This is a genomic window from Nakamurella antarctica (genome assembly GCF_003860405.1).
Classification (GTDB): domain Bacteria; phylum Actinomycetota; class Actinomycetes; order Mycobacteriales; family Nakamurellaceae; genus Nakamurella; species Nakamurella antarctica.
On sequence record NZ_CP034170.1, the window covers coordinates 2,103,934 to 2,126,363 of the forward strand.

Genomic DNA, 22,430 nt, shown 5'->3' on the forward strand with positions numbered 1-22,430 from the left:
GTGTTGTGTAAGGTTTCCACCGGATCAAGTACCAACACAGCGAAAGCGAGAACACAGATGGTGACCTTCTTATGACGGGCCAGGGCGCAGTGCTCATGGCAATCGTCGCCGCGCCATTACTGGCAGCGGTGTTCGCGGTTACCGCTGGCCGACGGAATTCACTCACCCGCACTGTCAACCTAGTGGGCGCCTGCGCAGCGGGAATCAGCCTGCTGTTGAGCGTGGTGGTCACTGTCATTGTTTTTCAGCCCGGAACTGATGCGATGTCGGCAGACCTCTGGCCTGGCTCAGGGGTGCCCGCGTTGTCTTTGATGGGTGACCGCATTACTGCGGTTCTGCTGTTGCTGGTGTGTTCGGTGTCAACCATCGTCCAGCTATTCGCCGGTCGTTACCTCACGGGTGACTCTAGAGCGAGCTGGTTCACCGCTTCGACAGCGCTGCTCACCGCCGCTTCGGCCGGACTCATGAGCGCGGGGACTTTGATCACCTTCGCCATTTGTTGGAGCGTGGCCGGGCTAGCAATGTGGCTACTCCTGGGCACCAACCGGAGCTTGCCGGACGCGCGAGATGGTCAAACCAAGACCGCGCGGGCGTTCTTGGTGGGCGATGGTGCACTCTGGCTCGCCGTCATTCTCGTTTCCGTCTCCGTTGGCACGGTGCAGTTGAACGAACTGAACCTCGGCCTACTCGCCGAGCACCCCGTCACGCTCACCGCAGCTGGCATTCTGGCCGTCGTTGCCGCTCTTTCCCGGTCGGCGCAGCTCCCGCTTCCGGGTTGGCTGCCCGCCACCTTGGCAGCGCCTACGCCCGTCTCCGCACTGCTGCACGCCGGCGTGGTGAACGCCGGCGGAGTGCTGCTCATCAGGTTGGCCCCGCTTGTTCGCCCCAGCGACGTTGCTATTGCACTGGCGGTCGTGGCAGCCACCGCCACCATTGGGTACGCGGGCGTGCTGATGCTGGTGAAGCCGGACATCAAAGGCTCCCTGACCCGCTCCACTATGGCGCAGATGGGCTTCATGATCCTGACCGGCGCTCTTGGCCTCTACGCCGCGACCCTGTTCCACTTGGTCGCGCACGGCCTCTATAAGGCCAGTTTGTTTCTCTCCTCCGGCGCCGAGACTGCTCACGTTCAACGTGGCCGCGCAGCACCGCCAGCGCCCAAGCGCAGTCGGGGCTGGCTCGCGGGCACGCTGGTGTTGGCTCTCGCCGCACCCACACTGACTCTGCTGGCCGCCGAATACCTCCTGGCGAACAACACACATACCGCCTCCGCACTGGCGCTGCTGCTCTTCGCTCTGGCAAGCTCTGCGACACTGCTGTACTCCTGGCTTCGTCGTGCCCCCGGCATCGCCTCGGCGGCGTCCTTCACAGTCCTGATTTGTGTGGCCGTCTTTGCCTATGCCGCAGTGGTTCTCGGTTTCACGAACGTTCTTGATACCGCCCTGCCACCCTTTGCTGCCATCACGGCCGCGCCGTGGATTTTGGTAGCTATTGCGCTCATTCTCACCGGATTGTCAGTCTTCATCCGAGCAGGTGGGTCCAGTCGCTTTGGCGGCCTACGTCATGCCGTGTACGCCTACGCGCTGGCCGCCAGCCACGTCACCCCCGCTCATGTCCACTCCTCAACTCGCAAGACCACAGCAGGAGCCACCAGATGACGAACACCTCTCCCGCCCACCCCGCGTCCACCGAAAGCTCCCCCCCAGCACCCAATCTCAGGGCGCGGGCCACATTGCGATCGAGCGTTGCCGTGGCCGCTCGGATCCTCCCGACGCACTATCCGCTGCGGACCTTTATCGCCGTAAATCCTCTTGACGGGCTCAAGCATCTCCCGTTCGACACGGCCGCCTTTCGGGCCGGTGAGCTCTACGGTGCCACGGCCGCACTTCCCGAAGGTAAGTACCGCGACTACTTTTCGCAGGGCCGCATCAGCACCGTCGACCTCGACCATGCCTTGGCTCGCAGATACCCGCAGCTAGGCTCGGAGCCGCCGCTGGCATCAGGTGGCAAAACCTTCAGCGCCTTCGACATCTTGCGAGCCGATCTGCTCGCCGGAGCTCCGGCCCCTGAACCGGTACGGGTCTACCGGACCCGGAGCGAGCAAATCGCTCCGTCGGTTGCCGACCAGGTCAACGAGCTAAGCAGCCGATGGTGCGCGGCCTACCTCACCACCGACAGCACCGCGTGGGCAATGCCCGAGCATCCTGACGGGTTTTTCGCGTCGTGGCGTGCACTGGCCTATCGCGACCCCACCTTAAACCGCTCCGTCCGGGCCGCGCTCCGTAACCTTCCTGAGCGCGCGGATGACGCGGCTCTGATCGCTCTCAACGCCCTCGGCGTCGCCGATTCCGCTTACCGCGACTACGCCACCGCGCACCTGACGCAGCAGCCCGGCTGGCCCTCGCACATCCGTTGGCATAACGACCACACGGCGCCGGTGCGGATCACGATGTTCGATTATCTCGCGATCCGGCTGACGTATGAGGCGCTGCTCCTCGCTGGCCACCAAGCGCCTGCCACGCCTGCCACCACCTTGACCCCCGAGGTCGCCGAACGCCCTGCGCATCTTCCGGCTCGGGCATCTCACGCCCTTGCCGCGCTGGGTATCACGAGCCCCCTCGACACCGATATCACCCGGGCAATACGCCTTCTCGGTACCTTGCCTGTCAAAGACCGCACGTTGGTGTGGGTGGAGGCTTTCGAGTTCCACTACCGTGACGCCTTGCTCAAGCAGATGCCCGCGACGGATGTCGAGCCGGCCAGCACCGCCTCAGGTCCACGGCCAGCGGCGCAGATCGTCAACTGCATCGACACTCGGTCTGAGGGACTGCGCAGGCACCTCGAGGTCACTGACAAGTACCAAACCCTCGGGTTCGCGGGCTTCTTCTTTGCTGCGATCCGGTTCACCGATTTGGCTCAAGGGGACTCCAACGATTTGTGCCCCGTGCTCATTAAGCCGTCTTTCGTCGTCAGCGAGACCCCCGCCCCGGGCGCGGATCTGGGCAGCCGAAAGCGCTTGGCGGGGCTGCAGACCCTGACGGGAGCGCACAATGCGTTCCACAGCGCGAAGGACGACTCTGTGAGTCCATACGCGCTCGCTGAAGCCTCCGGGTGGTTGGCCGGACCCGCAAGTGCCGCGCGGACGCTCGCTCCCCGGGTGGGATCGGCAATCGCCCGGTTCGTGCGGCGCCAGGTCGCGCCAGCAGCCGATACCCAGATCAGCCTGGAAGACGGGTTCGGCATCGCGGATCGCGTTAACTACGCACGCGTCGCGCTGTCCACCATGGGCCTGATCCGCAATTTTGCACGGCTCGTCGTCTTCTGTGCCCACGGCAGCACCACGAGCAACAACCCGTACCAGGCATCGCTCGACTGCGGGGCCTGCGGCGGGCAACGCGGGGGGCCCACGGCTCGGACGGCAGCGTTGATCTTCAACGATCCCGAAGTCCGCGTTGGGCTGCGGGAGCACAACATCAACATTCCTGCCGACACTGTCTTCATATCGGCCGAGCACGATACCGCCACCGACCGGGTCGTCATTTTGGATGAGTATGCGATTCCGCCCAGCCATCGGGCCGAGCTAGACGAACTTTGTGCGGACCTCGCCGCTGCTGGAGAAGCCCTCACCGCCGAACGCAGCGCGCTCCTGCCCTACGCGCCAGGGCGGGCTCGGAAGAACCCCGCCGTAGCATCACGGCACGCCAGCACGCGCTCTGCTGACTGGGCCCAGGTGTATCCGGAATGGGGTCTGGTGGGGAACGCCGCGTTCATCATCGGGCCCCGCGCCCAGACCTACGGGATTGATCTAGAGCGCAGGGCGTTCCTACACTCCTACCTGCCGCAGGACGATCAGGACGGCAGCGTCCTCGAGACTATCTTGACCGCCCCGTTGGTGGTCGCGCAGTGGATTAACGCGCAGTACTACTTCTCCACGGTGGCACCGGATATTTTTGGTGCAGGCAGCAAAACGATCCATAACGTGCTGGGCGGCGTGGGCGTTCTCGCCGGGCACGCCGGCGACCTGCAACTGGGTCTGCCGTGGCAATCGGTTGCCGTTGGCGACACCCTCATTCACGAGCCAATGCGGCTGTTGACCGTCATCCATGCACCCACCGATCGCATAGACACGATCGTCGAACGGAACCCCATCCTGCAGGAGCTCCTGCACGGCGAGTGGTTCACCTTCACCGCGCCAGATTACGAAACGGGCACCTGGAAACTCCGCACTGCCGCGGGTTGGCAGTCGTGGTCCGGACCGAGCAACTGATCGCTATCCGCACCATCCACCTGAAGATAAGGAAAACAGCATGAATCGCGACAACCTGACGAAGATGACGAAACTCGAAGTCGTCGTTACCGGCGCCGACGCTCCCGCCGTGCACGACCTGTTCCGCAGCTGCGGAGCAACCGGCTTCACGAGCCTTTCCGGCGTGTCAGGCCTTGGCCATCACGGCTACCACCAAGGGCGACTGCTCTTCAACCAGCAGGCAACACTCGAACTGCTCATCACCGTCGTTCCGGACGACAAAGCTGACGCTTTGCTGGCCGGACTCACCGCGTTATTCGAAGAGACCGCCGGCGTGATGTTCCTGACCGACACCTACGTAAGCCGCGCGGACTACTTCAGCTGATAGCTGGAAGGCCACCGGGGTTCACCGTCTACTCAAGACGGTTCGGGCCGGGATGCCGCAGCGCGACAATCGGCTCGCTGCGGCATCTCAGCCGACACGTTTTTGTCCTTAGGCGGGGTGGGAAGACTCGAGCGAGGCATACACGATGATATTGCTCTCATAACTTCTCGCGTTCGGATCGAACTCTCCACCGCAGGTGATCAAACGCAGGCCAGCATTGTCGATATTGCCGTAGACCTTTTCGGTGGGGAACTCGCTTTTAAGGATGGACTGGACCTCGTCCACGTTGAAGACCGCGACCGTGCCGTCATCACGAGTGACGTCTATTTTGTCGCCCACTTGCATTGCCCCCAGCTTATAAAACGATCCGGGGCCGTACTTTTTACTGTCTACGTGGCCCAGGATGATCGACGGGCCAAGTACTCCGGGGGCAGGCGATTGGCGGAACCAGCCGGGCTTGGATTCTGGATCGTCCAGCGGCGGTACTTCCACCGTGCCGTCTAGATTCAGCCCCACATCGATCATCTTCGACGAGACTCCCAGGCTGGGGATGTCAATCTTTATTGGTTGTGCGGCCGGCAAGATGAGCCCATTGTCCGGGTTTTGCGGGGCTTCTTCCGCTACGGATGCTTGCGACGCGACTGACGGCTGACTCGTTTCGGGTGCTGCCGCAACGGGCGATTCCGCGGCGGACGGTACTGCGGCGGGCGATAGCTCCACGGACTGCTCACTCGTCGGCGCCGGTTCGGAAGTCGGCGAACTAGCTTGTGGAGCGCTTGCGACAGCAGCTGGCGCACTCGCCGCGGATCTCGTCACGTCTGACGAAGCGGGCTGCGGTGGCCCTGGGGTAGAGGAGCACGACGCGACGGTGATCAAAATGATTCCGATGATCGCGAGAAGGCCCGCTGTCAAACGCTGCAACTGCGGAGACTGCTTAAACCTGTGCAGCACGGACGGCTCCTCTATTACTTTCGTTAGTGCGACCCTACTCTCGGCGCCTATCCACCAGGCCGTCAAAAAAACGATCCTTGGTTTCGCCGAGCTGCGCTCGGTTCGGGGCGGCAGCTGATGCCGAGGGAGGTTTTGGTCACGACAGTTATCGCACGATGCATAATCGCCGCACAGCTATCCAGCCGGATTCGCTGGTATGTACAGCGTGATGGTGGTGAGCGTATGCGTGAGAACGTCCGGTGGGAAGCTTATGGACGGCGCTGGAAAATTGTTCACCCGTCGGGACCGCTGCCTGGGCCCAGCACCACTGATGCGCGTCGAATCACGATTCCGCGCTCCCGAAAAGGGAAAAGCACCATATTGTCGGGGTGACAGGATTTGAACCTGCGACCCTCCGCTCCCAAAGCGGATGCGCTACCAAGCTGCGCTACACCCCGTTGACTGTTGAAACGATACCTTGCTCCTCGAGCGGTTTTTTCCAGTGCTCGGGATCGGGTAACCTTGGGACCGCACCCCGAGGCGACTCGGGAGGTCATATGCGGGCGTAGCTTAGTGGTAAAGCCTCAGTCTTCCAAACTGATGATGCGAGTTCGATTCTCGTCGCCCGCTCCACACAATTGCAACTCGCCCACACCATTGTTTTGGGCAGGCGTTTGACGGTGGCTTCGCCCTCACGTCCTTTTCCTCAATCCCCTGAGTCTGGTCGAAGTCGACTACTGTCTCATCCGACAACAGCACGCCGGCACCAACCAGGAGCACCCATGTCGACCGATGTCCCAGCGACGGCGAGAGCCACCGGGGTCGGTCCGACAATCCTGACGGGTTTCGTGGCAGGCATCGTCGGCTTCACCTCGTCATTTGCGGTGGTTCTCACCGGCTTACGCGCTCTCGGCGCCAACGACAATCAGGCAGCGTCAGGGCTTTTCATCATCTGCCTAACGATGGGCGCTGGTTGCGTCATTTTTTCGCTCAGGTACCGGATGCCGATCACCATGGCGTGGTCTACGGCGGGCGCCGCTTTGATGGCTGGTGCTTCGGTTCCTACAGCTGGCTACGCCTCGGCGCTCGGCGCGTTCGCTTTCGCCGGCATCCTCTATGCCGCGTCGGGGCTCATTGCGCCGCTGGGGCGATGGGTGCGAATGATCCCCACCTCGCTGGCAAACGCGATGTTGGCGGGGATCCTCGTTACCCTGTGCGTCCAGCCTTTCACCGCGCTGGCAGCCAACCCGCTCTCCATTGCGCCGGTACTTCTGACATGGCTCATCATGCTGCGTATTTCCCGACGTTGGGCAGTGCCAGCAGCGTTGGTGACCGCACTGGTCGTCATTGCTGGCAGCGGTTCGCTGAGCAAATTGTCTGCCTCACAACTGGTTCCGCACATGGTGTGGACTACCCCGACGTTCAGCCTCAGCGCAGTGATCGCCATCGGTGTCCCGCTGTACCTGGTCACCATGACGAGTCAGAACATCGCTGGCACGGCGGTGATGGCGACCTTTGGATACGCCGTTCCGCTGCGTCAAGCGCTCACTTACACCGGCGCGGCAACCGCACTTGGCGCAGGCCTCGGGGGGTTCACTATCAACCTCTCTGCCATCGCCGCAGCGATACCGGCCGGTCCCGGCTCGCATCCCGATCCGGCGAAACGCTGGATCGCGGGAGTGGGCAACGGGGTCACCTATCTCGCGTTCGGCCCACTTGCGGCAGCCGTTGCCGCGATCTCGGTTGCCGCGCCCGCGGGCATCGTTGCGTCCATTGCGGGCTTGGCCTTGATCGGCTCATTCGCAGCTGCTGCGGCTAGCGCCTTGGCCGATCCTGCCCACCGCGAGGTTGCGGCGATCACGTTTGTCGTTGCAGCGTCTGGGATGTCGTTCGCCGGAATTAGCGCCGCATTCTGGGCTTTGGTAGCTGGCGGCATGTATCTCGCTGTTATGCGAATCCCCCACATGCGGAAGGCGAAGCTGGCAGGGGCCTCCGCAGCAACAAAGTAAACTCAGACCCGATGGCCGGGCAGATGTGCGCTCAGCGAAATGGTAAGTAAAGCGAAAGGCTTGAAAAGGCTATGACCGTGCGTAAAGTCGCCCTGCTCACCGCGGGCGGATTCGCCCCCTGCCTGTCCTCCGCCGTCGGTGGCCTGATCGAGCGCTACACCGAGCTGGCACCCGAAGTGGAAATCATTGCCTATAAGCATGGTTACCAAGGGCTGCTTGCTGCTGACTACATCACCATCACCCCCGAGATCCGCGCTGGCGCAGGACTTCTGCATCGTTTTGGTGGATCGCCGATCGGCAACTCTCGCGTCAAGCTGACCAACGCCAAAGATTTGGTCAAGCGGGGCCTAGTCGCGGAGGGCGCTAACCCACTGCAAGTCGCCGCGGAGCGCCTTACAGCGGACGGCGTCGACATCCTTCACACCATCGGCGGCGACGACACCAACACCACAGCGGCGGATTTAGCTGCCTACCTCGCCGAGAACGATTACGCACTCACCGTTGTCGGCCTCCCCAAGACCATCGACAACGACGTCATCCCGATTAAACAGTCCCTCGGGGCGTGGACCGCCGCGCAGGAGGGTGCTCGCTTCGCACAGAACATCATCGGTGAGCACAACTCCGGTTCGCGGATGCTCATCGTGCACGAAGTGATGGGTCGCCACTGTGGCTGGCTGACCGCCGCGACGGCGGCCGAGTACCGCAAGTGGGTGGACGCCCAAGAGTGGTTACCGGAAATCGGGCTTTCTGCCGAGGCCTGGGATGTGCACGCCGTCTACGTGCCCGAAGCCGAGTTCGATCTTGAGAGCGAAGCGACGCGACTGCGCGAAATCATGGACCGGGTAGGCAATGTCACCATTTTCCTATCCGAAGGAGCGGGGATGGACACCATCGTTGGCCAGCTGGAAGCAGCGGGCACCCCAGCAGAGCGCGACCCCTTCGGTCACGTCAAACTCGATACCGTCAACCCGGGCGCCTGGTTTGCGAAACAGTTTGCCGAAAAGCTCGGCGCCGAAAAGGTGATGGTCCAAAAGTCCGGGTACTACTCACGGGCCGCCCCAGCCAACGCCGAGGACTTGCGTTTGATCAAGTCGATGACGGACTTTGCCGTCGACTCCGCTTTGCGCGGCGAGTCCGGCTGCATCGGCCATGACGAAGAGGCCGGGGACGTGTTGCGCGCCATTGAGTTCTCCCGGTTGAAGGGCGGCAAAGCGTTCGACATTCACACCGCTTGGTTCGTCGACATGTTAAGCGTCATCGGCCAGCCGGTGCCGAAAGCTGCGGCCGCACACTGATAACGAGCGTTGAACGACGGCGCCGTCAGCTCTTCACCACTCGGGCTGGCGGCGCTTCGCTCTATCGATCCGCGGGTCGCGCCTCCATCGCTCTGTATAGGTTTCCATCTCCCCGACTGTGTAAGGCAGGATGGTCGCTATGACAGACGCCGCCAAGCCCATCGCCCAGGGGCTGAAGCTTCGCTCGCTCACTTCGGCCGACCTTCAAAACCTTTTGGAGCTCGATGGTCGGGCGTTCCTCGAGCTCCCCCCGCAGGATGTACTCGACCAAGTGATCGCGCCCGCGCTCGAATTGGATCGGTTTACCGGAGTTTTCGACCACAACGACATCGTGGGTGCGGCAGGTATTTTCAGCAAGTCACTGACGCTTCCCGGGGGCGTGCGTGCACCGGTTGCGGCGGTTACGTGGGTCAGCGTCCAGCCCGGGTACACCGGCCAAGGCATCCTGCGCAGGCTGATGACGGATCAACTCAAGACTCTTCACGAGAAGAGGAGTGAGCCGATTGCCCTCCTCACCGCCAGTGAATCTGGCATCTACGGGCGCTTCGGCTATGGCCTTGCAAGCCTCAGCGCTGGCCGCCAGATACCGCAGGGCCTCGAGCTGCGCTCAATACCCCAGCAAGGGTCGGTCACACACATGAAGCGGGATGCCGCGCTTCCCGCGATCCGGTCGCTGCACCAACGCATAGCCGAGCAAACAACCGGGTTTTTGTCCCGCTCCGAGGCAACGTGGAACTACCTGTTCAGCGACCATCAGTACTTCCGCGACGGACAATCCAACCTCGAGTTTGTGCTGCACGCCGACGGCTACGTCGCCTTCCGCACCAAGGGCAGCTTTGATGCTCGCGGGCCAGCGGGCACTCTCGTCATCATCGAACTTTGCGCCGCCACCCCGCAGGCCCACGCAGCTTTATGGGCGCACCTGCTGAGCTATTCGCTGGTACGCGAAATCAGCTACGGCAGATCCAGCCTCGACGATCCTATTCAGGACTTGGTGGTTGACCCCCGTGCCATCCGCACCACCACCAGAGACCATCTCTGGCTTCGCATCGTTGACCTTGATCGCGCTATCGGACTGCGCTCCTACAGCTCCGCGGCACGCGTACGGGTGCGGGTCACCGACGCCACATGCCCCTGGAATGACGGCACCTGGGAGCTGACGCTTACTGCGGGGCCACGGAGCTTTGGGGCGAGTAGCGCCGTGCGGACCGCCAAACTCGCCGAGATCGTTCTGGACATCAGCGATCTGGGAGCTGCTTTCCTTGGCGGTGCCCGGATCGCGCGGCTCGCCGCAGCCGGGCGCATCACCGGGGATCATACCGCCATCGCAGACTTAGATCTGGCGATGTCCACTGCGAGCGCGCCGTGGTGTCCGGAAGGCTTCTGATCGGAGCGTCACACTTGCCTTTCGATGGGGCATGCTCAAGGGATGGAACACACTTCCGAAACTCCGCACCGGCGCCGAAGGAGTGCAAGGCGCGAGCAGGGTCCCCCCAATGTGGCCGCCACGACAACTTCGAGCCCTGATCAGAACTCGGGCCTAGCCTCCGAGTCGGCTGCACGAGAATTGCCACAACCCGCCGCCGCTTCCCCTACTGAAGCTCCCGTTGGGAGCAAGGAGAAGGCGCGAGCGCCGCGACAGCGCGAATCGAAGCGAAGCCGTCATAGGGCCAAACTGCAAGCATTAGAAACACCCGCTCCCACCCCTCAGGGACACCTGAAATCCCCTGAACCAGCGCACCCGGAGACGAGCAGCGACGGACAGCAAAACGTCGGTCTCGAAGCGGTCCCAGTTCAGACTGAGCATGGCGAGGAAACCAGCGACAACGGCGCACCGGAGCTCCAGCACCTTGCCAGTCGGGAACTATCCCCGCGGGAGCAGACACACCGGCAAGACGTGAGTAAACAGGAGCCCTACCGGGAGCAAACACGTCATCCACGCGATCGCCGCGCCGAAATCGCCGAGCGGGCGCTTCGCGGTTTGGTGACGACGCGTGGCACGCAGGTGACCTGGTCCGCGGCTTTGAGGGCACGAAGTCTGGCTCAGCCCAGCGCAGCCGACATCGCCGAAGCAGAAACCGATCTCGTGATTGTCCGGCGCAACTACACCCCTGCGCAGCCCTTACCCGCGAGCAAAAAACCAGAGCGGCAGCCCCGTAGATAATCCTCGACGCACCGAGGCGCGAGAGGTGTCCTGCAAGATGGTGCTGCGTAACGGGAAGTGCCGCCGTCAAGGGTCACCAATCCAGACCCGGGAGGGCTACGGAAGCTGAACTGGCACCGTTACTCAGACGTGTAGCCGCTTCGGGTCCGCTTCATAAGCCGACACGAGGTCGATCCGACGCTGATGGCGTTCGTCGTGTGAGAAATCGGTAGCAATAAAGGTGTCCACCAGAGAGAAAGCGGTTGCCTCGTCGTGCATCCGGGCGCCGATTGAAATGACGTTGGCGTCGTTGTGTTGGCGACCCAACTGAGCTGTCTCGGTGGACCAGGCCAGAATGGCGCGCACTCCAACGACCTTATTGGCGGCAATCTGCTCTCCGTTTCCGGAGCCACCGATAACTACGCCAAGGCTCCCCGGATCCGCCACCACTGAGCGACCTGTCTCCAGGCAGAACGGCGGATAGTCATCAAGGCTTTCGTAGATATGCGCCCCGAGATCGACGACGTCATGCCCCGCAGCGGTGAGGTGTTGCACCAGAGCAGCTTTCAACTCGAAGCCAGCGTGGTCAGAACCCAGGTAGATGCGCATTGCCACAGTCTCCCACCCTTTAAGGGACCACCATTACTGGGAACTTCTGAGAAGCGACCACAGCTCTGGAAACCGACCCCGACGCGATCCTGTGGAGCAGCTCGGCAAAACCCGCATGCCTTTTCCCAACCACGACGCACGCTGCGTCGCGCTCGTCAGCGATCCGGATGATTTCTGTCGCAGCTTCGCCAAAGGTTGACAGCAGTTCCCACTCCACGCCTGCCAGATCACCGCCTGCCACGAGATCGGCCGAAAGTGCGGCCTCCATTTCCTTTTCGGCCGCATCCGTAACATCCATGTCTTCCTGCAGCGGGACGAACCCCTCCACCAACGGCATTATTCTGCGACGCACATGGATCAACAGCACCGGGCGGCCCAAACTACGAGCGAGAAACACTGCGGCCCTTAAATGGCGTCCGCTGGTTGCGGCGGCGTCCACCCCTACTACCACCGGTCCCGGTCTCAGATCAGGTGGGAGTGGGATTCCACCGGGGCTCACTCCCGTGCGCGACTTCTCGTCCATTTCAGGCTCCTTCTGAAGGCATAACCGGTAGGAGGAAACCATGAACAACCATGGTTGACCCCTACCGTTTCACACACCGAAGACATTTTCCCGAACTCGCGCTCTCATCGACTCTCTAGTCGAACTGTGGGCCCTCGGTCCGTTCCCGCTTTATTTCGAAAAAGTAGGGGTAGCCAGCGAGTGTCACGGTCGCATCCCAAATTTTCCCAGCCTGTTCTCCGCGCGGAATACGGGTCAGTACGGGGCCGAAGAACGCGACTGAGTTGATGTGAATCGTGGGGGTACCCACCCCTTTACCGACCTTGTCCATTCCAAGGTGATGGCTCGCGCGCAAAGCGGCGTCGTACTCCGACTTCTTCCCTGCTTCTGCTAGCTCAGCTGGCAGGTCCAGCTCGGCAAGGGTGTCAGCGATGACGGCTTCGAGATCCTTGTTCCCTTCGTTATGAATCCTGGTGCCCATCGCCGTATACAACGGAGCAAGAATCTCATCACCCTTCAGCTGGGCCGCGGCGATCGCCACCCGCACCGGCGCCCAGGCAGCGTCCATCATCTCTCGATAGTTATCCGGCATGTCTTGTCCCTCGTTCAGAACCGAGAGGCTCATTACATGGAAGTTGACTTCGATATCGCGTACTTTTTCAACCTCGAGAATCCACCGTGAGGTGATCCAGCAGAACGGGCACAGGGGATCAAACCAAAAGTCGGCCACGTCTTTGCTCGCGGTGTCACTGCTCTGAACCTCGTTCATCGTGCTCCTTGCTAGTTGGTTAATTCGTCACTCGTCGGGGCATGCTTTCAGGCAACAAAACGTTCAGCGCCGCGGGAGGCTAAGTTGTTCCCAGGGAACAACTCCCCTACGGCCAGTGGCGCCAGCGGTCCATAACCGTCCGCCGCCACCACGCGCGCAGCAGCGTGGAGCAATTCCAGACAACTGCGCGCACCACACAAAGAAAGAGGATCCTTTCGGTGTCCCAAGCTCCCAACCTGACCAGAGACCAGGCACAGCAACGCGCGGCAATCCTGGCGGTGGCTCACTATGACGTCCAGCTCGACCTTACCGACGGCGCCGGCGCGCCCGGTGAGAAGACGTTCACCATTTCGGCTGCGATCACGTTTCGAGCCGCCGCTGGTTCGCAAAGTTTCATCGACTTCGTCGGAGATTCCATCACCAGCGCAGAACTCAACGGTCAGCCGCTAGACACCAGCACTTGGACCACCGTCGAAGGTCTGGCCCTGCCGAATCTGCAGGAATCCAATGAGCTCAGAATCCACGCCATCGGCGAGTACACCAACACTGGCGAGGGTCTACACAGGTTCGTTGACGAAGTAGATGGCGCCGTCTACCTCTACAGCCAGTTCGAAACCGCAGATGCCAAACGGATGTTCCCTTGCTTCGACCAGCCCGATCTCAAGGCCACCTTCTCCTTTCAAGTGACTGCCCCGACGACATGGCAGGTCATTTCTAATGGCGCAACAGAAACTGTGACGGAAGTGCCCTCGGGGTCCGGCGTCGCCAACCTGCACACATTCGTCCTCACCGCCCCCATGAGCACGTACATCACGGCGCTGATCGCCGGCCCCTACTCCGTGGTGCGTGACACGCATGACGGTATCGACCTCGGGCTGTTCTGCCGCGAGTCCCTCGCTGAGTTCTTGGACGCGGAAAGGCTTTTCACCGAAACCAAGCAGGGTTTTGATTTCTTCCATGGTGCGTTCGGTGTTCGCTACCCGTTCGGGAAGTATGACCAGCTTTTCGTGCCGGAATTCAATGCGGGCGCGATGGAGAATGCTGGCGCCGTTACCTTCCGTGAGGAATACGTCTTCCGTTCCAAGGTGACCCGCTACTCCTACGAGCGGCGCTGTGAGACCATCCTGCACGAGATGGCCCACATGTGGTTCGGCGATCTTGTCACAATGCGGTGGTGGGACGATCTCTGGCTCAACGAATCGTTTGCTACCTGGGCTTCGGTCGTCGCGCAGAACGCAGCTACCGAATACACCAGCGCCTGGACCACCTTTGCAAACGTCGAAAAATCGTGGGCTTACGTGCAAGATCAGCTTCCATCCACTCATCCAATTGCCGCAGACATGGTGGATCTGGAGGCCGTCGAGGTCAACTTTGACGGCATTACCTACGCCAAGGGCGCCTCGGTACTCAAGCAACTTGCCGCCTACGTCGGCTACGAAGAGTTTTTAGGCGGGCTGCGGGCCTACTTCGACGCCCACGCCTTCGGCAACGCGAACTTGGCGGACCTGCTGGGCGCGTTGGAGAAAAGTTCCGGACGCGACCTCTCGTCCTGGGGCCGTCAGTGGCTGCAAACCACCGGGCTCAATGTGCTTGAGGCCGATTTCGCCGTAGGTCCAGACAACACAATTACCCACTTCGCGGTCCTGCAATCCGGCGCCCAGCCGGGAGCCGGGGAGCTGCGCTCCCATCGGCTGGCGATCGGCATTTATGACGACGACGAGAGCGGCAAGCTGGTTCGCACCCACCGCATAGAGATCGACATCGACGGTGCACGAACCGAAGTCGGCACTTTGGTCGGAATAGATCGCGGCAAAGTCGTCTTGGTCAACGACGACGACCTCACCTACTGCGGCATTCGGTTGGACCCGCAATCACTGGAGGCGGTAGTTGCCAGGGCCGGAGACTTCGCAGATTCACTTCCGCGGACGTTGGTGTGGTCTGCCGCGTGGGAAATGACCCGAAATGCAGAAATGCCCGCCCGCGACTTCGTGTCGCTCGTACTGCGCGGCATCGAGTCCGAAGACCAGATCGGTGTGGTGCAACGGCTGCTCTCACAGTTGCAGGTGAGTGTCGGTTCGTACTCGGACCCGACCTGGGCTGCCGAATCTGGCTGGCCCGCGCTAGCAAGCAGGTTGCTCGAGCTCGCCCACGCCGCCGAGCCGGGCAGCGACAGCCAGCTTGCTTACGTGTCCTCGCTGGCCTCGGCCAAGCTTGGACCTGAGCAGTTGGACGCCATCACCGGTTGGTGGGATGGCTCAGCACCGCTCGCTGGCCTCACAGTTGATACAGATCTCGCTTGGACGCTGCTGGGCGCGCTCGTTGCCCACGGCCGCCAGGCGGTAGCTGCGATCGAGACCGCTCGCGCTGCTGACGCGACTGCCTCCGGAGAACGCCGCGCGATGACGGCTACCGCCTTACTTCCCGATCTAACATCCAAGCAGCAAATTTGGGATCGCTTGATCACCGACGATTCGATGGCCAACGCACTGCAGGACGCAGCCATTGGCGGATTCACTCACCCCGCACAGGGCGAAGTGCTCGCTCATTTCACCGGTCTGTATCTCAGTGCTGCCGAGCAAGTGTGGACCCGTCGATCCAGCGAGGTGGGCCAAAAGGTAGCGGTCGGCCTCTTCCCCCGATGGTCCATTGCGCCGGAAACCGTTGCTGCCGTCACCGAATGGGAAGCCGGGGACCATCCGGCAGCGTTGCGCCGGTTGGTGTCGGAGGGCCGCGCAGGCCTCGAACGTGCATTGCGAGCTCGCGCCGCAGACACGCATCACGCCGCCACAGCACACTAGAAGCAAAAGCTTGTCGAGACCCCGGATTTGCCCAGGGTCTCGACAAGCCTTCGTCTTCAGGAAATTACCAGCGCGCGCGCTCTGGCAATGTTCCGGCTTGATCGGCCAGAATCCGCAGCCCGTTGATCAGGCCGCCGCCAATCGCGCCCTCGGTTGCTGAGGCGATTACCGACAACACCGCGAGCCGCGATGCGCGATCGGTAATGCGACGGCTTGACTCTCCGCCGGTCACCACCTCTACGACGCGCTGCCCCGGCGACATGGCAAGCAGCACCGTCATGGGCGCCTCTGCTTCGAACTGAGCCAACAGCGACTCTGCTTCCGCTCGGGTATCCGTACCCAAATCGCCGAGGTACACGGCAAAGCGCAGACCTGTCTTTCGCTCGGCTTCGACCAAAACATCATCGAGAAGTTCCAGCTCGCTCGCGGATAGCGGGGAATCTGCGTACCCCTGCGGTCCGACGATGGCTGGCAGGCGCCTGTTGCGCTGTGTGGTTGCGATAATTTTGGCTTCAGTAACACTCACCAATTCACCATGTTCCACGGGCACCTCCGTTTTGTGAGTTCACAATCGTGGCTGGGACGACGACGGGCTCCGAGCCAGCCCAGAGGCGGTTCGAATAGTTCCACTGATCGCCCGGTGTGTAGCGCGAACGGGCTTTCGCTCGATTCGGGACAACCGTCATCAGTCCGGTCACCAGGATGGTCGCCAGCGGGATACCCGCGAGCACCAGCAAAGTCTCAGAAGTATTCACTACCAGAAGGTATCTCACTCGTGGCCTAGTTGGTCTGCCGGGCCTTTTTCAGCGCCGCCAGCTGTGGTTATGCGGAACTCGCGCCCGTCATGACCACCACGGAGCAGGCCGGTGACCTGCCCACGGATGCGCAAGTTCCAGCTGCGCGCTCAGCGAGATGAGGGTGCATTCGTCGCCAGGGCTGCCAATGAACTGCATACCAATGGGCAGCCCCTCGCTCGTCCATTGAACCGGGACGCTGATGGCAGGTTGACCCGTCATATTCACCTGGGCTGTCCACGGCGTGAACGTCATCTGGCGCGCGAAGTCCAACGCCGGGTCGCCGCCATCGGTGAAGTACCCGACCGGACGCGGCGTTCGCGCGACCGTGGGGGTGAGGACGACGTCATAGGGCTGCATTGCCTGGATCAACCGGCGGCCGCCGTACTGGACGGCGCTGAATGCCGCGGCGACTTCGGGGCCACTGGGTTTCGAGCCTTCGTCGAGCAAATAACGGGTGAGCGGCGTCAGGAGAGCGTGTGCACCCGGTGGTAGGGGTGTTAAGTGGGCGAGCACAGCCCAGACGGTGACGAAGGCATCCAGCATTCCCTCAGGGCTGGGGAGGTCAAGGTCAACGACCTCATGGCCCAAGTCTTGAAGCAGTTGCGATGTTGCGTCGTAAGCCTTCGCAACCTCCGAGTCGATGTGAACTCCCGCCACCGGCGTGTCAAGGGTTCGGCCAATTCGCAGTTTCCCCGGGGCTCTGGAAGCAGCCTGGAGGAAACTGCCTCCATTTGGCAGAGGGGCCACACCCGCTGGTTCCGTGTTGACCGCGACGCACATCGCATCCAGCAACGCTGCCGCATCTGCGGTGTTCCTCGCTATCGGGCCAGCGACCGATAGACCCAACGGATCACTACCGAGCGGTCCGCGAGAGACCCGTCCGCGGGAGGTTTTGATCCCGACCAAGCCACACATTGCTGCCGGGATCCGGATCGATCCGCCTCCGTCCGTACCATGCGCAAAGGGGATCAAACCTGCGGCCACTGCCGCGGCTGCACCGCCCGAGGAGCCACCCGCCATGCGGTCTGTGTCATGCGGGGTGCGGGCAGGTGGCGCAACCTTGTTTGCGGTGTAACACGCGAGCCCGAATTCGGGCGCATTAGTCTTTCCTACGCTTATTACGCCAGCATCACGAAGGAACCGAACAACATCGTCGTCGTAGCTGGGAACGAACTCAGCAAATGCTGCGGACCCGTAGGTGGTCCGGACGCCTGCCGTAGCAGTGAGATCCTTGATAGCGGTGGGAACCCCATGCAGGGGCGTCAACTGAGCACCGCTGGCCTGCCGTGCATCCGCGTCCTGCGCGGCCCGCAGCGCGGACTGCGCTGTCACTGTGGCGAATGCGCCCAACGCGTCCGAATAACAAGCGATGCGCTCCAGGTAATGCGAGACCAACTGGTGCGACGTAATTTCCTTTGCCGCGATAGCTGCAGCCTGCTGCAATGCGGTGAGGTCATGGAGGTCAGACATTCCCCGAACCTACCGGCAAATTCGCCGCCCTCCCTGCCCGGCGATGCCAATGACGGACATCGGTTAGTGCGCCAACCGCTCTTGGCGCGCCAGAGCCGGGATCACCACGACAGCCAGCAACAACGTCAACACACCCGCACTGACGAAAACTGTTGGCACGCTCCACTGCGAGGCCACCCCACCGCCAAGCGCGGCGCCGACGGGGATGACGCCCCAGGCCACCACTCGAAACGCGCTGGATACTCGCGCCACAATGGCGCGGGGTGTGTGCCGCTGCCGTCGTGTTGCCGACAGCACGTTCCAGGTTCCACCAAAGATCCCCAGCAACACGTAGGCACTCAGCGCGATCGCAGGGGTGACAAACATGCCCATCACGAGCATCGAGAGGCCCAAACCGACAATGGCAGAACCCAGGAGGGTGCTACTGGCAAATCGCCGGCTCAACCGGGCAACAATCACCGTCGCGATCAACGTTCCCACTGAGTAGGCGGCAAGCAGTGTGGGGTACACCGCTTCCGACATGTTCAACGACGTCCGAGCGTAGAGAACAAGCACCGCATCCGTAGCTGCATTGGCAACGGCAAGCACCGCTACGGTGAGCACCAATGTGCGAAGAACCCGATGCCTGAACAGGAACACCAGCCCGTCGCGAATTTCCTGCAACCGCGCTCGCAGATCGGATCTCTTACCGACGTGAGATCCGTCCACTCCCTCACCTGCCGTGAGAGTGGCTGCGGCGACAGCGCGAATTCGACGAATCAGACCGGCGGACACTACGAACGCCAACCCGCTCACCGCAAACGGTAACCACGGTTGGAGGATGAACAAAAGTCCAGCCAGCAGTGGTCCAGCCAAGTCCAACGCAAGCGTTTCGACGGTGACAAACCGGGCATTGGCCTGCTCCAGCTGTTGGGTCGGTACGACGTGCAGCATCAAAGACTGGGTTGCGCCGTCGGCAAATGTTTCTGCGGCGGTAATCAGAAACCCGAAGACGCACAACACTAAAATGTTGACCGAGTGCGCAACAACCACCGCGACCAAACCCAGCGTCAACGCGGCTCGGACGAGGTGCGCGGCAATGATGACACGGTTCGGAGAGAGCCTGTCTACGATTGCGCCAGCAGGCAGCGCGATCAGCAACCAAGGCAGGCTGGCAATGGCGGCAACTGCGGCAACTGCGGCGGGGCTGGGGTTGGTGGCGAGCGCCAACAGCGGAAGTGCCACCACGCGCAAACCATCACCCGACAGGGAAGCTGCCCAGGCGACCAGAAGCGATCGAAAGTCACGTGGCAATCCGGGAGCGCTATGATGCCGTCGATCCGCGCTCAATCCGTCCCCCTGCCACTTGTCTGTTACCTTCTGTACCCCCGCATGATGGAGCGTAGCGGCTTCGTTGATGCGGGAATCTACCCATCCCCACTCTTACGGCTCTCGGTTCTGCTTTCGTCATTCGGGTGGCTGCACGATTAGGCAGTCCGGGCTGAGCCGCTACAGCGATCTCACACTTCGAAATCATTTGGGTGATTTTTCCAAAAACACCTTTAGTCTGTTTGGGTCATCTCCGAGTGAACTCTGAGACTTTTGTTACATCTCTTAGGCTTCTTACCCCTCATCTCGTCACGCGCAGTGAGGTAGATGATAATTTCGACGAAACCTCGCTGTTTTCTACGGCTACACTCCTGACAGGAGCCCGAAAACACTGCTGTGCGTGACAAGTTGCTCACCCAGCTGATACAATTTGACTCCAAAGTATGAACATCCGTCTCAATCATTCTAGGTACTGGAGATCGACATGTCTGAATCCCGTGGAACCCGCGTTGGCCGTGGCACCCGTGTCGGTCGTGGCACCCGCGTCGGTCGTGGCACCCGCGTCGGTCGTGGCACCCGCGTCGGTCGTGGCACCCGCGTCGGTCGTGGCACCCGCGTCGGCTAAGCCTTAGCCTCATTCGGCTTTACCATCCGTTCCGAGAATGCGTCCTCTGGCGCTGGGACCTCGAGAGTTGTAACTCGGAACGCCGAAACCCCGGTAGCTAGTTCGTCATTGTGACGTGAGCGCGCCTACCTGCGCAAAATCTAGCTTTTTACTCATGCAGCTGCACCGGCGAGCCACGGCTCCCATAGTGGGTCAGCTTCATCAACGAGCCAGAGATGCCCGCCTGGCGTGTGTTGTGGGGGGCGAGGCGTGATTCGAAGATGCCATCCCAGCTCATCCAAAGTCCTATCGGCTTTACGGGTGTTGCACCGCGAGCAACACGCGACGCAGTTTTCCCAGGTGTGCTTACCGCCCCGCGATCTCGGGATCACATGGTCCACAGTCTCTCCTTTCCCTCCGCAGTAGGCACACGCCTTTTTGTCTCGTCGGAGTATCCCCGCACGCGTCACTGAGCTTGGAGCTCTATAAGGCACGCGAACATAACGGTTCAGCCTCACGACTGCGGGAAGTTGGATTACTAGACGCGCAGAGTGCACGGCCGATCCATCACGATCAAAAATGCTGACTGCCTTCCCAGCCAGGATGAGCACCAACGCCCTCTTGCTGGTTACCACTGCTAACGGTTCATGGGTGGCATTGAGCAACAACACCCGAGGTAGCGGCGACGTCCCCGGGTCTGGGTTTCCTCGTGTGGGGTCACAGCCCGGATCCATGCGCTGTGAAGCTCGATCCACTGACGATAGAGTCCCTAGAGCGCGATTTTTACTCGCCTCAGCTCTGTTGACACTGCGGCGAACGCCCATCGGCAGCTCTCTTCCCTACTCCGCTAGGCCGGTCGGCCCACCTCGTCTCGCGAGATCCGAGGAGCTCGTTATTCCTAGTCAACAGGTTTCTGGCCCGACATGCGAGAGTTTTTTCGGAAGACCCAGTTTCGCGGTGGCAAAAATTGCTGATGCCTGCGATGACTCACATGGAAGGCATGCTGACTAACGTAAACCCCTAGGCCAGTTCAGCGACGCTCCTCAAGAGCCCAGCGACCCTCCATACCTCCCATCACCGAGCGCCAGCGAAAAGGAACCAGCACCTTATGCTGCAGACAATTACCGAAACTGTCGCGCCGGTGTGTGCAGCGAAGCTGGGAACCTGGTGCAACCGGGTGTGGGAGTGGTGGCAAGTGGGGTGGATCGCGGAGGCAGCGGATGCGATTGTGCGCCCGGGGCTTCACATCATGCTGATTATCGTGATCGCTCTTATCGCCAGGACGCTAGTGAACAGATCCATCAAGCGCGTGGCGAACATGTCTTCGACCAGCTCGACGCCGGGCTTGCTTCGGCCACTGCGAGACCGCGCGGATGCATTCTTGGGACCCACCACTGTGGTGAGACGCAGGGAAAGGGCGCAATCGATCGGATCACTACTGCGATCCATGTCGTCATTTGTGATTGTGGTCGTCAGTTTCATGCTTATTCTTGCCGAGCTGGGTATCAACCTTGCCCCGCTGCTCACCAGCGCCGGAATAGCGGGTGTGGCACTGGGTTTCGGCGCCCAGAACCTCGTCAAGGATTTCCTGGCTGGAATCGCCATGATTCTGGAAGATCAGTACGGAGTCGGAGACGTCGTGGATCTCGGCTCGGCTACGGGCACCGTCGTTTCCGTGGGACTACGCACCAGCGCGCTCCGCGGGACGGATGGGACTATCTGGTACGTCCGCAACGGCGAGGTCCTTCGAGTGGGCAACTCCAGTCAGGGCGAGGCAGTCGTCAATATCGATCTGCCCTTGTCCTACGACTCCGACGCTGCGCAGGCGGGCCAGATAGCAGTCGACCAAGCCGCAATCGTGGCTCAACAACCGGAATTCATCGACGCCATTATCTCCGCGCCCGTAATGCTCGGCATTGTTTCCATGACTTCCGACACCGTCATGATCCGGCTCAGCACAACGGTGCGAACTGGCTCCCAGTGGGCCTACGGCAGGGCTGCCCGCGGCGCGATCAAAACGGCCTACGACGAAGCAGGAATCAAAGCACCCATGACCCTGGTGTTGCCGCCACCATCGCCTGGCAGCCGACCATAAGCATGCAATTTCCTATCCTGATGACTCCGAGAGGACAATGGAAGGCGTGAGCAGCCCAGGAACTTTCTACGACGAGGTCGGCGGCGCTAGCACCTTCCAGTCGATCGTCCATCGCTTCTACGCGATCGTGGCGGTCGACCCAATTCTGCGCCCCTTGTACCCGGAGGAAGACCTTGGCCCGGCGCAGGACAGATTCACCATGTTCCTGGCCCAATATTGGGGCGGTCCAAGAACCTACTCGGATCAGCGGGGGCATCCGAGGTTGAGAATGCGCCACGCGCCGTTCATTATCGGAGTGATCGAACGGGATGCGTGGCTGGCTGCGATGCGCGTGGCCTTGGACGGAGTCACCCTCACTGCCGAACAGGATCAACGCTTCTGGGATTACTTGGTGATGGCGGCCGATTCCATGGTCAACAGCCCGTCGCCCAGCCACTAGGGACTGTTGCAGCAGCTCCGCTCCCACCGCG

Annotated in this window: 19 protein-coding genes and 2 tRNA genes; 11 read left to right on the top strand and 10 right to left on the bottom strand. The window is 61.5% G+C overall.

Annotated elements, in window-relative coordinates:
- Positions 1-71 precede the first annotated feature (71 nt).
- The 3 genes from EH165_RS09215 to EH165_RS09225 are packed head-to-tail and all read left to right on the top strand — an operon-like array spanning position 72 to position 4,631.
- Positions 72-1,658 (top strand): proton-conducting transporter transmembrane domain-containing protein, encoded by a 1,587-nt coding sequence (locus tag EH165_RS09215; protein ID WP_124799199.1) that lies wholly within the window; start codon positions 72-74, stop codon positions 1,656-1,658.
- Positions 1,655-4,267, top strand: coding sequence for a DUF2309 domain-containing protein (locus EH165_RS09220; RefSeq protein ID WP_124799200.1), 2,613 nt, complete (start codon positions 1,655-1,657; stop codon positions 4,265-4,267). Before EH165_RS09215 ends, EH165_RS09220 begins: the two co-directional genes overlap by 4 nt.
- A 40-nt stretch (positions 4,268-4,307) precedes the next feature.
- Positions 4,308-4,631, top strand: coding sequence for a P-II family nitrogen regulator (locus EH165_RS09225; protein WP_124799201.1), 324 nt, complete (start codon positions 4,308-4,310; stop codon positions 4,629-4,631).
- Positions 4,632-4,739: 108 nt separating this feature from the next.
- Here EH165_RS09225 and EH165_RS09230 read toward each other — a convergent pair whose 3' ends face one another.
- Both EH165_RS09230 and EH165_RS09235 read right to left on the bottom strand, forming a co-directional pair.
- Positions 4,740-5,582, bottom strand: a complete 843-nt coding sequence (locus tag EH165_RS09230) for a class F sortase (protein ID WP_124799202.1) — start codon at positions 5,580-5,582, stop codon at positions 4,740-4,742.
- Positions 5,583-5,945: 363 nt separating this feature from the next.
- Positions 5,946-6,019 (bottom strand) — tRNA-Pro (locus tag EH165_RS09235).
- A 101-nt stretch (positions 6,020-6,120) separates the two neighbouring features.
- Here EH165_RS09235 and EH165_RS09240 point away from each other — a divergent pair.
- The 5 genes from EH165_RS09240 (at position 6,121) to EH165_RS09260 (ending at position 11,029) form a co-directional block, all read left to right on the top strand.
- Positions 6,121-6,194 (top strand) — tRNA-Gly (locus EH165_RS09240).
- Positions 6,195-6,343: 149 nt separating this feature from the next.
- On the top strand, positions 6,344-7,570 hold the full coding sequence (locus tag EH165_RS09245; protein ID WP_124799203.1) for a benzoate/H(+) symporter BenE family transporter: 1,227 nt from the start codon (positions 6,344-6,346) through the stop codon (positions 7,568-7,570).
- Positions 7,571-7,641: 71 nt separating this feature from the next.
- Positions 7,642-8,865 (top strand): pyrophosphate--fructose-6-phosphate 1-phosphotransferase, encoded by a 1,224-nt coding sequence (locus tag EH165_RS09250; RefSeq protein ID WP_124799204.1) that lies wholly within the window; start codon positions 7,642-7,644, stop codon positions 8,863-8,865.
- A 139-nt stretch (positions 8,866-9,004) separates the two neighbouring features.
- A complete protein-coding gene (locus EH165_RS09255; protein WP_164479171.1) occupies positions 9,005-10,252 on the top strand; it encodes a GNAT family N-acetyltransferase in 1,248 nt (415 codons plus the stop codon).
- Between the two features lie 42 nt (positions 10,253-10,294).
- Complete coding sequence (locus tag EH165_RS09260) at positions 10,295-11,029, top strand: hypothetical protein (RefSeq protein ID WP_124799206.1); 735 nt, start codon at positions 10,295-10,297, stop codon at positions 11,027-11,029.
- A 123-nt stretch (positions 11,030-11,152) separates the two neighbouring features.
- On the opposite strand, the gene EH165_RS09265 is transcribed toward EH165_RS09260, so the two are convergent.
- From EH165_RS09265 to EH165_RS09275, 3 genes are all read right to left on the bottom strand, one after another.
- Positions 11,153-11,617: a ribose-5-phosphate isomerase gene (locus EH165_RS09265; RefSeq protein ID WP_124799207.1), complete on the bottom strand. Its 465-nt coding sequence runs from the start codon at positions 11,615-11,617 to the stop codon at positions 11,153-11,155.
- 19 nt (positions 11,618-11,636) lie between these two features.
- Positions 11,637-12,140 (bottom strand): universal stress protein, encoded by a 504-nt coding sequence (locus tag EH165_RS09270; protein ID WP_164479172.1) that lies wholly within the window; start codon positions 12,138-12,140, stop codon positions 11,637-11,639.
- Positions 12,141-12,255: 115 nt separating this feature from the next.
- Positions 12,256-12,888 carry a mycothiol-dependent nitroreductase Rv2466c family protein gene (locus EH165_RS09275; RefSeq protein WP_124799209.1) on the bottom strand — a complete coding sequence of 211 codons (633 nt, stop codon included), beginning with the start codon at positions 12,886-12,888 and terminating at the stop codon, positions 12,256-12,258.
- Between the two features lie 218 nt (positions 12,889-13,106).
- Between EH165_RS09275 and pepN the strand changes: the two genes are divergently transcribed.
- On the top strand, positions 13,107-15,686 hold the full coding sequence (gene pepN, locus EH165_RS09280) for an aminopeptidase N (protein ID WP_124799210.1): 2,580 nt from the start codon (positions 13,107-13,109) through the stop codon (positions 15,684-15,686).
- A gap of 64 nt (positions 15,687-15,750) precedes the next feature.
- Here the strand turns inward: pepN and EH165_RS09285 are convergent, their stop codons facing one another.
- From EH165_RS09285 to EH165_RS09310, 5 genes are all read right to left on the bottom strand, one after another.
- Entirely contained in the window at positions 15,751-16,212 is a 462-nt protein-coding gene (locus tag EH165_RS09285; RefSeq protein WP_164479173.1) for a DUF5130 family protein, read from the bottom strand.
- A gap of 4 nt (positions 16,213-16,216) precedes the next feature.
- A complete protein-coding gene (locus EH165_RS09290; protein ID WP_124799212.1) occupies positions 16,217-16,441 on the bottom strand; it encodes a hypothetical protein in 225 nt (74 codons plus the stop codon).
- Positions 16,442-16,528: 87 nt separating this feature from the next.
- Entirely contained in the window at positions 16,529-17,953 is a 1,425-nt protein-coding gene (locus EH165_RS09295; RefSeq protein WP_124799213.1) for an amidase, read from the bottom strand.
- Between the two features lie 63 nt (positions 17,954-18,016).
- Positions 18,017-19,282, bottom strand: coding sequence for an MFS transporter (locus EH165_RS09300; RefSeq protein WP_338418486.1), 1,266 nt, complete (start codon positions 19,280-19,282; stop codon positions 18,017-18,019).
- A gap of 756 nt (positions 19,283-20,038) precedes the next feature.
- Positions 20,039-20,689, bottom strand: a complete 651-nt coding sequence (locus EH165_RS09310; RefSeq protein WP_338418487.1) for an HNH endonuclease — start codon at positions 20,687-20,689, stop codon at positions 20,039-20,041.
- 284 nt (positions 20,690-20,973) lie between these two features.
- Between EH165_RS09310 and EH165_RS09315 the strand changes: the two genes are divergently transcribed.
- Positions 20,974-21,960, top strand: coding sequence for a mechanosensitive ion channel family protein (locus EH165_RS09315; RefSeq protein ID WP_124799216.1), 987 nt, complete (start codon positions 20,974-20,976; stop codon positions 21,958-21,960).
- A 37-nt stretch (positions 21,961-21,997) separates the two neighbouring features.
- Positions 21,998-22,399 carry a globin gene (locus EH165_RS09320; RefSeq protein ID WP_124799217.1) on the top strand — a complete coding sequence of 134 codons (402 nt, stop codon included), beginning with the start codon at positions 21,998-22,000 and terminating at the stop codon, positions 22,397-22,399.
- Positions 22,400-22,430 lie beyond the last annotated feature (31 nt).

What these genes read in the sequence shown, in the direction of transcription:
- EH165_RS09315 (WP_124799216.1), top strand. Translation starts at nt 20,974, where the DNA reads ATGCTGCAGACAATTACCGAAACTGTCGCGCCGGTGTGTGCAGCGAAG.
- EH165_RS09275 (WP_124799209.1), bottom strand. Translation starts at nt 12,888, where the DNA reads ATGAACGAGGTTCAGAGCAGTGACACCGCGAGCAAAGACGTGGCCGAC.
- EH165_RS09260 (WP_124799206.1), top strand. Translation starts at nt 10,295, where the DNA reads ATGGAACACACTTCCGAAACTCCGCACCGGCGCCGAAGGAGTGCAAGG.
- EH165_RS09255 (WP_164479171.1), top strand. Translation starts at nt 9,005, where the DNA reads ATGACAGACGCCGCCAAGCCCATCGCCCAGGGGCTGAAGCTTCGCTCG.
- EH165_RS09295 (WP_124799213.1), bottom strand. Translation starts at nt 17,953, where the DNA reads ATGTCTGACCTCCATGACCTCACCGCATTGCAGCAGGCTGCAGCTATC.
- EH165_RS09215 (WP_124799199.1), top strand. Translation starts at nt 72, where the DNA reads ATGACGGGCCAGGGCGCAGTGCTCATGGCAATCGTCGCCGCGCCATTA.
- EH165_RS09310 (WP_338418487.1), bottom strand. Translation starts at nt 20,689, where the DNA reads ATGGGCGTTCGCCGCAGTGTCAACAGAGCTGAGGCGAGTAAAAATCGC.
- EH165_RS09320 (WP_124799217.1), top strand. Translation starts at nt 21,998, where the DNA reads ATGGAAGGCGTGAGCAGCCCAGGAACTTTCTACGACGAGGTCGGCGGC.
- EH165_RS09270 (WP_164479172.1), bottom strand. Translation starts at nt 12,140, where the DNA reads ATGGACGAGAAGTCGCGCACGGGAGTGAGCCCCGGTGGAATCCCACTC.
- EH165_RS09250 (WP_124799204.1), top strand. Translation starts at nt 7,642, where the DNA reads ATGACCGTGCGTAAAGTCGCCCTGCTCACCGCGGGCGGATTCGCCCCC.
- EH165_RS09245 (WP_124799203.1), top strand. Translation starts at nt 6,344, where the DNA reads ATGTCGACCGATGTCCCAGCGACGGCGAGAGCCACCGGGGTCGGTCCG.
- EH165_RS09220 (WP_124799200.1), top strand. Translation starts at nt 1,655, where the DNA reads ATGACGAACACCTCTCCCGCCCACCCCGCGTCCACCGAAAGCTCCCCC.
- EH165_RS09225 (WP_124799201.1), top strand. Translation starts at nt 4,308, where the DNA reads ATGAATCGCGACAACCTGACGAAGATGACGAAACTCGAAGTCGTCGTT.
- EH165_RS09265 (WP_124799207.1), bottom strand. Translation starts at nt 11,617, where the DNA reads ATGCGCATCTACCTGGGTTCTGACCACGCTGGCTTCGAGTTGAAAGCT.